This window comes from Chitinispirillales bacterium ANBcel5 (genome assembly GCA_029688955.1).
GTDB lineage: Bacteria > Fibrobacterota > Chitinivibrionia > Chitinivibrionales > Chitinispirillaceae > Cellulosispirillum > Cellulosispirillum alkaliphilum.
This window is the reverse complement of the sequence record JARUKZ010000027.1, coordinates 49,450-58,840: the sequence shown is the minus strand read 5'-3', so window position 1 is coordinate 58,840 and position 9,391 is coordinate 49,450. Positions and strand designations below refer to the sequence as shown.

The following is a 9,391-nucleotide window of genomic DNA, read 5'->3' as shown; positions in this document are numbered from 1 at the left end:
AGGGCGAAGACGCCCCAAATTGCCGAAGACGGCAACTTCTGCATGCCTGGGAACGTTGTTTGCAATTTGTTAACCTCAATTAATTGTAGGCAGCGGCTAAGAAAGAAAAGGAAAATCCCCCCCCCCAAAAAAAAATATTGTACTAAAAGCTTGTAATATGTATTTTGACAAAAACTGCCAAGGCGGAAGGTGTCAATGTCAGATAACTTTGGAACATATATAAAGCAAATTAGAATATCTAATGGCCTGCCTTTAAGGAAATTAGCAGCAGACTTAGATATTGACCAAAGTACATTATGTAAAATTGAAAATGGCCAGAGAAAATTAAAAGAAAAATTACTCCCTAGACTAGCAAAAGTTTTAAAAATTAATGAGAAGACGTTGAAAATAAAATATTTGGGCTCTCAAATAGCTTATAGTCTTTTAGAGGAAAAAAATGCTTTGGAAGTACTAAAAGTAGCAGAAGAGACCTTAACACAATACATAAGTGAGAAATGATGAATATTATCACAGAAACACCCATGATGTCAGAATTAAATAAGATAGATTGGAATTTCCCAAATTCTGTGATGCACAATAGCATTCATAATATGCATCCATATCCCGCGAAATTTATACCTGAAATTCCAAAAAATATCATTCAAACATTATGCGTTGATAAGAAATATTCCATCCTTGACCCATTTTGTGGCTCAGGAACAACATTAATAGAGGCTCAAAGACTTGGGTATACATCTGTTGGTATTGATCTAAATCCAATAGCCTGCTTAATTAGCAAAGTAAAAACGAATTATTTACCTCGAGGATTAGTAGAAATTGCTCAAAATTGTGTTTTAAATGCGAGAGAGTTGAAAAATCCCATGATCCCTGAAATACCAAGCTTAAACCATTGGTTTCAAAATGATATCCAAAAAGCCCTGGCTGCATTAAGGGAAACAATTGCCACTTACAAAGAAACCGAATTTTATGATGCTCTTAGACTTACACTCTCAGCTATTATTGTGCGTGTATCAAATCAGGAGAGCGATACAAGATATGCAGCAATTAAAAAAGATGTAACACCGGAAGCTTTATTTGACTTGTTTATAAATTCAGCAATTAAGCTGGAGAACACATTAACTACTGAAATAGAATGCCTTCCTCCCTCAAAGATAATAAATAAAAATATACTTGAAGTTCGCAGCTCAGATATTTCATTAAAAGTAGGAGCTGTTATCACCTCACCACCTTATCCGAATGCATATGAATATTGGTTATATCATAAATATCGTATGTGGTGGTTAGAGTTTGACCCTCTTTTTGTTAAAGAAAAAGAGATTGGTGCTCGTGCACATTATTTTAAGAAAGATTCTCCAACACCCAATGATTTTAAGAAAAATATGAGTCAGACATTTAATCTTATAAGGACAGTGTTAATTGATGGTGGCTATATTTGTTTTGTTATTGGTCGATCTAAAATACATGGAGAAATTATAAATAACGCAAAACTTATTAATGCTGCGGCAAATGATAATGGTTTCAATCTCGTTTATTCTACTGAGAGAAAAATAGCACCATCACGCAAGTCATTTAACCTTTCGCATGCAAAAATTAAAAAAGAATCTTTATTAATTTTTCAATAAAACTGGTGTTCTAAATGGAAAAATATCGATTGTTTTGGCCCGACTACAAACTATTCGAATATGAAATAGAATTTGCACATAGGGAAATACAGAAAATCACTAATAATACAGATATTAAAAACAATAGTTTATACGTTGAAGTAGTAGGTAGTAGAAACAAGCTAAGAAAACTTACATACTTTTCAGTTATCGAAGATAATAAAAACAGATACGAAACAGATCAGCATATATTGGAATCATATTGTTCTATTCAAAATGGTAATTCAAAACAATCTACCCGATATTCGGTTCATGGAATTCATGAATATAAAGGAAAGTTTAATCCCCAAATAATACGATTTCTTTTAAATTACTTAGGGATTTCTCCAAAGGAAAAAATATTAGACCCTTTCTGCGGCTCAGGAACAACTTTAGCTGAATCGATTCATAATGGCCCCAAATCAACTGGTATAGATATAAATCCTTTAGCAATTTACATATCAAACGCAAAAATCCTTGCCTTAAAATCTTCTCCTGAGCAATTGTCACAAGAATTATCAAGTATTAAAAAAAAATATACCTCTGAAAAAAACAGCAAGGTTTCATTACCTAATACCAAGCGAATCATTTATTTGAGAAAGTGGTTTCCAGAAGACACATTGTATTCAATTGAACTACTAAGAAATGTAGTATTTACTTATTCAAATGAACACAATCCCATTTTTCTTACAATATTGAGCAACCTCTTAAGAGAATATTCCCTTCAAGAGCCACTTGATTTGCGTATCCGAAGAAGAAAAAGCCCTTTCCCAGAAACAAACATTTCTTATCAGTTCTTTAAGAAATGTTCAAATTTCTTAATGCAGCTGGAGAGATTGCAAAAAGTATTTCCAATCCCCAAGAGTAGGTTGTCAAATGCAATCAACTTAGATATCACTAACCTTGATGAAAATAGTATTGATAAATTCAAGTTGTTTGATTTTGATGCAGCAATAACAAGTCCTCCATATGCTACAGCTTTACCATATATAGACACTCAACGGTTAAGTCTTGTTTGGCTTGACTTAATAGAGGCAGATAATATAAATAAATTTGAAACAAATCTTATTGGAACCCGCGATTTCTCTGGAGCTCAAAAAAATATCTGGAAGGCGGAATTAGAAACCAATATATACAATTTACCTGATGAAATCTTCAGTTTTTGTTTATCGTTAAGAGAGTGTCTAAATTCAAATGATGGATTTAGAAGACAAGCTGTTCCGGTAAATCTGTACCGCTATTTTGCTCAAATGCAAAAAATGTTTAAAAATGTTTCACGAATGTTGAAATCTAAAGCAAAATATTCTCTTGTTGTTGGGCATAACCACACAACTATAGGTGGGAATCGGTTTGATATTAATACACCCGACTTGCTAAGAATTTTAGCTGAAGCTAATAATTGGAAATTAAATGAGCAGATACCTTTACAAACCTATAAACGCTATGGTTTAAACCAAAAAAATGCCGTTTCAAAAGAAGATTTAATAATTTTGGAGAATAAATGATTGGTTTTTCTTTACATCCGAATGTTTATGCTACAGGCCCTTATCCTGGTTTAATTCGTATGCTTGAAACAGCTTGGGTTAGGAACACTACTCCAGGTGATGGTGAGTTTTATATCATTTCTGGATTCGCCAATTACAATGGAGGTGTCCGGTTTTATGATGTATTTGAAAAGCACATATCAGCAGGTGGTGGAGTTTCAGCAATATTTAGTGGTAGTACTTCTCAAAGATTGACAAGTAATCAAGTAGTCAAGCAATTATTAGAAATCGGCGCAGATGTTACCGTTGTAAATAGAAAGAGATTGCTCCATGCTAAATGCTATGGAGCCTACACTTCTCAAGGACAAAATTTGGTTGTTTCATCTGGTAACTTTACTGCACCAGGTATGTCTCAAAATGCGGAAGCTTCTTTTTTTGCAGATAATGAATTGATATCAAAAATTGGATTCTCTTGGAAAGATCTTTATTGTAGCCTATCTGATCAAAAATGGAATTTTTATAAACCTTCCTTAGAAAATTTGGAAGATCCGGCATGGAAACTGTTATACGACGAATATGAAAGAGAAGTGAAATTAGATGAGACAGAAGAAACAACCTTAATTATTGTATTAGGACACAGCGACACCGCGAGAATTCAGGCTCAACTTGGCTCCCCGACTTCAAAAGGAACCCAGTATTTTTGGCTCAGCCGTGACAGCTATGATTTTTTTCCTCCTTTAACAATTAGAAATAAACGTGGATATAAAGCGACTTTTTCTTGCTTGATAAATCTAAGATACGTCGATTTAGGTATAGTTGAAGAAAACACCAGAGTTACTTTTGAAGCTGAAAACAACCTTGATTTTAGACTAGGAACAGGGAGATTAAGAGGAACCAAAGTTGCAAATGAAGGAGATATTGCCGTATTGTCGAGAATCACCGAGTTTGATTACGAACTACGGATTATTAAAAAGGAAAATTCTCTTTATAACACATTGATACCTTACGCTATTAGCTTTATCGGTCATCGTGGTAAAAAATATGGATATCTAAATAACCAAGAGTTCGAAAAACTTACAGAAATTCAACTTGGAACTTAAGATATTTTTTTTGGGGGTGGGGATGAAAGACAGAAGAGCCGCTGCAAAGAGAATTGTAATACGGTAAAAGGTTAACAAACAGCAAACAACAGCGGTAGCCAGGTTTCGCTTTGCTGCACCCAAATTTTGCTCCATTTCATTCCGCAAAACTTCTGGCGTACCGCGGACCGTTGTGTGCCATTTTGTACAATCGTTCAAATATTTGTTTGCGCTAAAGAGAAAGAGTAAGAGGCGGGGCGGAGAAAGAGAAAAAGGAAGTTTAAATGGAAAAATGCTATTTATGTCATGATACTCTAACTGATACAAATAAAAGTGAAGAACACATAATTCCCAATTGCATTGGGGGTCGTTTAACATCTTGCGATGTTCTTTGTGAAGAATGCAATAATAAACTCGGCAAAACAGTTGATGCTGATTTCAGTAAAATGTTTCTTCCAATTGCATCCCAATTAAAAATTGATAAAGATCGCGGTGACAACCCGCCAGTTCCTGGCATAATGTCCCTAAGTAATGGTAAGGTAATAGAAGTCTCATATTATGATCATAAAGCGATTCCATCGGAACCATGTCATTTTTACAATGATTTAGATAAAACAGTAACAATATATGGTCACCCGAAAACTATTAAAAATTATGAAAATTTTGTAAAAAAGGATATGGCACTAAGGAGTAAAACTGAATACGAAATAGAAAATTGTGATAACATCTTTGGTGAGATGGTTTTTGAGTTTAATCTCATTAATGATACATTTCAAATTCAATTAAACAAAATAGCAACTAGCTTTGCTATTCACAATGGTGTCAAAGCTAGAGATATTGAACATATTGACCGAGAAAATAAAACAATTAAACCAAATAACTGTGTCCCATACTATCCTCTTGGAACTATTGCTCCAATTATTGAAGCCAATCGTACACTCATTGATCCATATTACCCTTCACACACACTGATTCTCTTTACTTATCAATTACCCAACGGTGCCAAAGAATTGTGGTGTTATATCGAACTGTTTAGCACCTTCCAATTCTATTCGCGTTTGAATCAGTGCTATAAAGGTGAACACATTTGGAAATCATACCAGCAAAAACTGTTTTCCGCAAAAGGTTTATCTGTGGCAGATGTTAATTGCAAGCCCAGTGATCTGCACATCCTTTGCCAGCAGTATAATATTGAATGCAAAGGAACTATTAAAGATATCCAGCGGGCTATTCTTAATGCATCTAATAAACAGAGCTATGAATTGAGCTATTGTCAAACATCAAATGATCTTATTGACAGTATTATCAATGGACTTGCTCTCAATGAAACAAAAGACATGGCTCGCCTCTTACATGCTAAAATGGAATACGACGCTATTGCAAGTAATGGTAGACCATACAATTATCTAAGAATATCGCATTTCGAAACTGTATCATCTACATTACCCGATAGTTCAGCTCACAAGTGTTTAGAAATATCTACACTTAAAGATCCTTCTATAAATCAATATGGTAAAACTAAATTTGCAGTACTTCAGGAATACATTATGAAGAAACATATAGAAGAATTAAAGCAAGGTTAATAACTAAGCAAAACAAGAGCCCCGCCGGAATAAAACTAAGGAGCGCAAAACAAGAATTTAACACTATAAAAATTAACAAAACAGCACACAACATCAAAAAGACAAAATGCCTGCCGCAGGCGCAACACAGGCACTTCGGCTGTTTTGAGACCCGTTGTGTGCAATTTTTCCGCAGGACATAAGATGCCGCGGAAGGAAAATCAGATCGCAGAGGAATTAGGAGCGCAGAGGAGTTGGAGTGCGGAAGGTATAAATACGAGTTAGGCTGACTCACTCTTCTCGCCTGGGGATATTCAATTGAATAAAGGATTGGACAAATGAATTCTATAATTGAAATAATATATACAAATAAAAATTATGTTGAAAGCTATAATAAGGCTATTGATTGTGTTGCAAGGGAAAGAAAATATTTAGCTACTGTAAATGGCTTTCCAATGGAAGGCTCAGAATGGTTTATAACTCATATGATAAAGAATAAATTTCCTCAATATTTTTTATTATCAAATCAAGAAGTAATTGGGTGGTGTGATATAACTCCAAAAGATATACCCGAATTTAGTCATGTTGGAACATTAGGTATGGGAATAATTAAAAATTATCGTGGAAAAGGATATGGCAAGAAATTGTTATTAAAAACAATAGAACATGCAAAAAACATTAATCATTTAGAAAAAATAGAGTTAACTGTATTTGAGTCCAATGAAATTGCAATTAGGTTATATCAATCCTTGGGATTCGAAATAGAAGGAAAAAGAATTAAATCAAGGAAAATAGATAATGAATATGATAATGAAATTGAAATGGGAATATTTTTAGTCTAACAAATGTCTCTACCGGACTGCTCTACTGTCATGGAAATTGTTGGGTATGGTTGATACCAGCCTAACACGCAGTTCGAGCGGACGGGTAGGGCATTAGAAGGCAGATGGAATGAGAAAGACCTGTAAGAGTAAGATTCAAGATCAGATCTGCGCGGATTAAAAAAAGAATCGGCGAGGAAATCGGAGCGGCAGGAAATAAGATGCTCCAAAACCAACGCACAACATCAAGCGTTTTTTCTGCATTCAAGATGCAGAAAAAACCTGTTGAACGCAGAGCTCAGGCCAGGCACTGTTTGTTATATCATTTATAGGAAAAAGTATTCAGAGCTTCTTTTGAGATTCCGGGGGGTTCAGTCGTGAGACAAACAATTTTTTCTTAAACAAGATACTGTATACGCCGATTTCCATCAACACATCTCTCCCAAGAAGTAATATAAGTACTCAATTTTGGTATAGCAAGCCTACAGGCATTCATAAATGCACATTAATAACAACAACATTACATACTAACTATCGCACATTTCACTCCTATGTTACCATTACAGACCTCCTGCCCGGAGGCATTATAAAGACCAGTTGTAATAACCCTGCATTACATTTTGAACATATCAGTGGATGTTTTCCTGTTCTCTGCAGTATCTGCTCCCACCAGCAGGTGAGCGTTTCTTTTGCAGCCAGCGCATACTCACCCAGTAGTTTCCTGCACAGGTTTATATGTTCGGTGCGATCACGGTTAGCAAAGAGACCAAAGTGTCGTATGCGCATAAAGCCACTGGGAAGAATATGCAACAGTAACCGTCTGATAAACTCCACTGCAGAGAGTGTCATTACCTTGCGTTTACAGTCGTTCCTGTAATCGGTATAGGTGAAAGTAACTTTTCCGTCTTTAAAGGAGAGGATTCGTTTCTCACTTATGGCTATGCGGTGCGTGTAATTACCCAGATAATTAAGCACTGCTTTGGGAGATGCAAACGAGGGTTTGATATAAACAACCCACTCCTTTCTGTAGAGAAGACTTATCAGATCGTTTAGCTTATGTTTATGGGTGTACTCTTCCAGAACACCGTAATATTTTATAACCCCTGTGGCAACAGCGTGTTTAAAGTACTCAATGAACTTACCGCGGTACACCTGTTTTATCACCTCTATATGAACGAAGAAGTTGTTTCTGCAGTGTTTCCATCGGTTGTCTTTCAAACGAAGTCCACCTGCGGGGATTATACAATGCAGGTGCGGATGGTCCGTAAGTTTCTGCCCCCAGGTATGTAACACAGCAATAAAGCCGATCTTTGCACCGAGCCACTTCTCCTGAGCAGCAAGCTGGTTTAGAGTATCTTTCACAGCACGGAACAGAAGCGAGTACATTACTTTCTTGTTGCGCAATACAAATGGATTAAGCTCAGAAGGAACAGTGAAAACTGCATGAAAATAGCTCACCGGAAGCATTTCCTCTACCCTGGCCTGGACCCATTGCATTGCACTGTACCCCTGACAGTGAGGACAGTGCCTGTTGCGGCATGAATGGAAATGTGTCTGGGGTTCATGGCAGCTCTCACACTCATACTGATGATAACCCATCGTCTCTGTGCGGCAGTTCATAATTGCGTTAACGGCCTTAGAGTGTTCAAGAGGTAACTTGCCATACTTATGAATGTAATCCTGCAAAGATGCGCTGAATATGTCTGCGAGTTTTATAGTGGTTTTCATCTGCGCCCCCCTTTTCTGGTTTTTGGGGTTGCATGTTTAGTGGTGCTTTTTTTGAGAGGTTTTGTAACTTTAGCAGGCTTTTTCACTGCAGAAGTTTTCTTCTTTGCAGCTGTGCTCCCTTTGGGACGACCTCTTTTCTTTGGTTTAGCTTTATCCACATCTGATCTGACTGATTGAGGGGAAGGGGCATCGAGTGGGCTTTTTACATTGGTAAGCATAGCACTGCTTACGTTAGTATAGAGGTTAGTGGTGTCCAGTCTGGAGTGTCCCAGCAGACGCTGAATTACCTGAATCGGTACACCGTCTTCCAGAAGATGAGTGGCAAAGCTGTGTCGCAGAGAGTGTGCTTTAAGACGGCGACGTAAACCGGTTTTAAAGCCTGCAACAGCGACGATCTCCTGAACTGTACGATTTCCAATGCGCTTACCTCTTACATTTCCTTCGAAAAGGCAGGTGCGAGGCTTGAATTTCAACCAGTATTCACGGAGAATATTCAGGGTTTGTGGAGAAAGAACAGTGATTCGATCCTTTCCCCCCTTACCATGGCGCACGTGAATAATCATGCGTTTGGAGTCTATATCAGAAACATCAAGATTAACACATTCATCGAGTCTTATTCCAGAGGAGTAGATAGTTGCAATAATGGCTTTGTATTTGAGATTCTCTTCAGTGGCGATTACTGCTCTTATCTCTTCCCTGCTTATGATATCAGGATGGTGCTTTGGCTCTTTGAGGCGTTTGTAAGGAGACATAATTTGAGCTTCGGGTAAAACAAATTCACAGAAGCATTTCAGGGCGTACATATGTATATTTAATGTACGGACCGCAAGCTTGCGCTCAAGCTTCAGATAGAGAAGATACCTGTGAAGCTCATCCTTTGTTAGAGTATCAGGTGAGCGTTTAAGCCAACGTGAAAAAAGAATAATAGGTTCCAGATAATTACGCTGAGTTTTTTCAGAGTAACCCAATAAGTGAAGATGAGCGATATAACGGGCACGCAGTGGAGTCATAAGACGCTCCTTTGAAGAGGGTGAGAAATCGCCTTCCACGAGGCAGTTATAATTAACTGGATTAAGC

At 36.9% G+C, this 9,391-nt stretch carries 8 protein-coding genes; 6 read left to right on the top strand and 2 right to left on the bottom strand.

Annotated features, from left to right (window positions below):
• Positions 1-195 precede the first annotated feature (195 nt).
• From QA601_13800 to QA601_13775, 6 genes are all read left to right on the top strand, one after another.
• Positions 196-498, top strand: coding sequence for a helix-turn-helix transcriptional regulator (locus tag QA601_13800; GenBank protein ID MDG5816163.1), 303 nt, complete (start codon positions 196-198; stop codon positions 496-498).
• A complete protein-coding gene (locus QA601_13795) occupies positions 495-1,622 on the top strand; it encodes a class I SAM-dependent methyltransferase (protein ID MDG5816162.1) in 1,128 nt (375 codons plus the stop codon). Before QA601_13800 ends, QA601_13795 begins: the two co-directional genes overlap by 4 nt.
• Positions 1,623-1,636: 14 nt before the next feature.
• Positions 1,637-3,145, top strand: coding sequence for a DNA methyltransferase (locus QA601_13790; protein MDG5816161.1), 1,509 nt, complete (start codon positions 1,637-1,639; stop codon positions 3,143-3,145).
• Positions 3,142-4,224 carry a hypothetical protein gene (locus tag QA601_13785; protein MDG5816160.1) on the top strand — a complete coding sequence of 361 codons (1,083 nt, stop codon included), beginning with the start codon at positions 3,142-3,144 and terminating at the stop codon, positions 4,222-4,224. The genes QA601_13790 and QA601_13785 overlap by 4 nt, the downstream gene beginning before the upstream one ends.
• A gap of 263 nt (positions 4,225-4,487) precedes the next feature.
• Complete coding sequence (locus tag QA601_13780) at positions 4,488-5,786, top strand: HNH endonuclease (protein ID MDG5816159.1); 1,299 nt, start codon at positions 4,488-4,490, stop codon at positions 5,784-5,786.
• A 317-nt stretch (positions 5,787-6,103) separates the two neighbouring features.
• Positions 6,104-6,607 (top strand): GNAT family N-acetyltransferase, encoded by a 504-nt coding sequence (locus tag QA601_13775; protein MDG5816158.1) that lies wholly within the window; start codon positions 6,104-6,106, stop codon positions 6,605-6,607.
• A gap of 528 nt (positions 6,608-7,135) precedes the next feature.
• On the opposite strand, the gene QA601_13770 is transcribed toward QA601_13775, so the two are convergent.
• Complete coding sequence (locus tag QA601_13770; protein MDG5816157.1) at positions 7,136-8,314, bottom strand: IS91 family transposase; 1,179 nt, start codon at positions 8,312-8,314, stop codon at positions 7,136-7,138.
• A complete protein-coding gene (locus tag QA601_13765) occupies positions 8,311-9,324 on the bottom strand; it encodes a site-specific integrase (GenBank protein ID MDG5816156.1) in 1,014 nt (337 codons plus the stop codon). Before QA601_13765 ends, QA601_13770 begins: the two co-directional genes overlap by 4 nt.
• Positions 9,325-9,391: the final 67 nt, after the last annotated feature.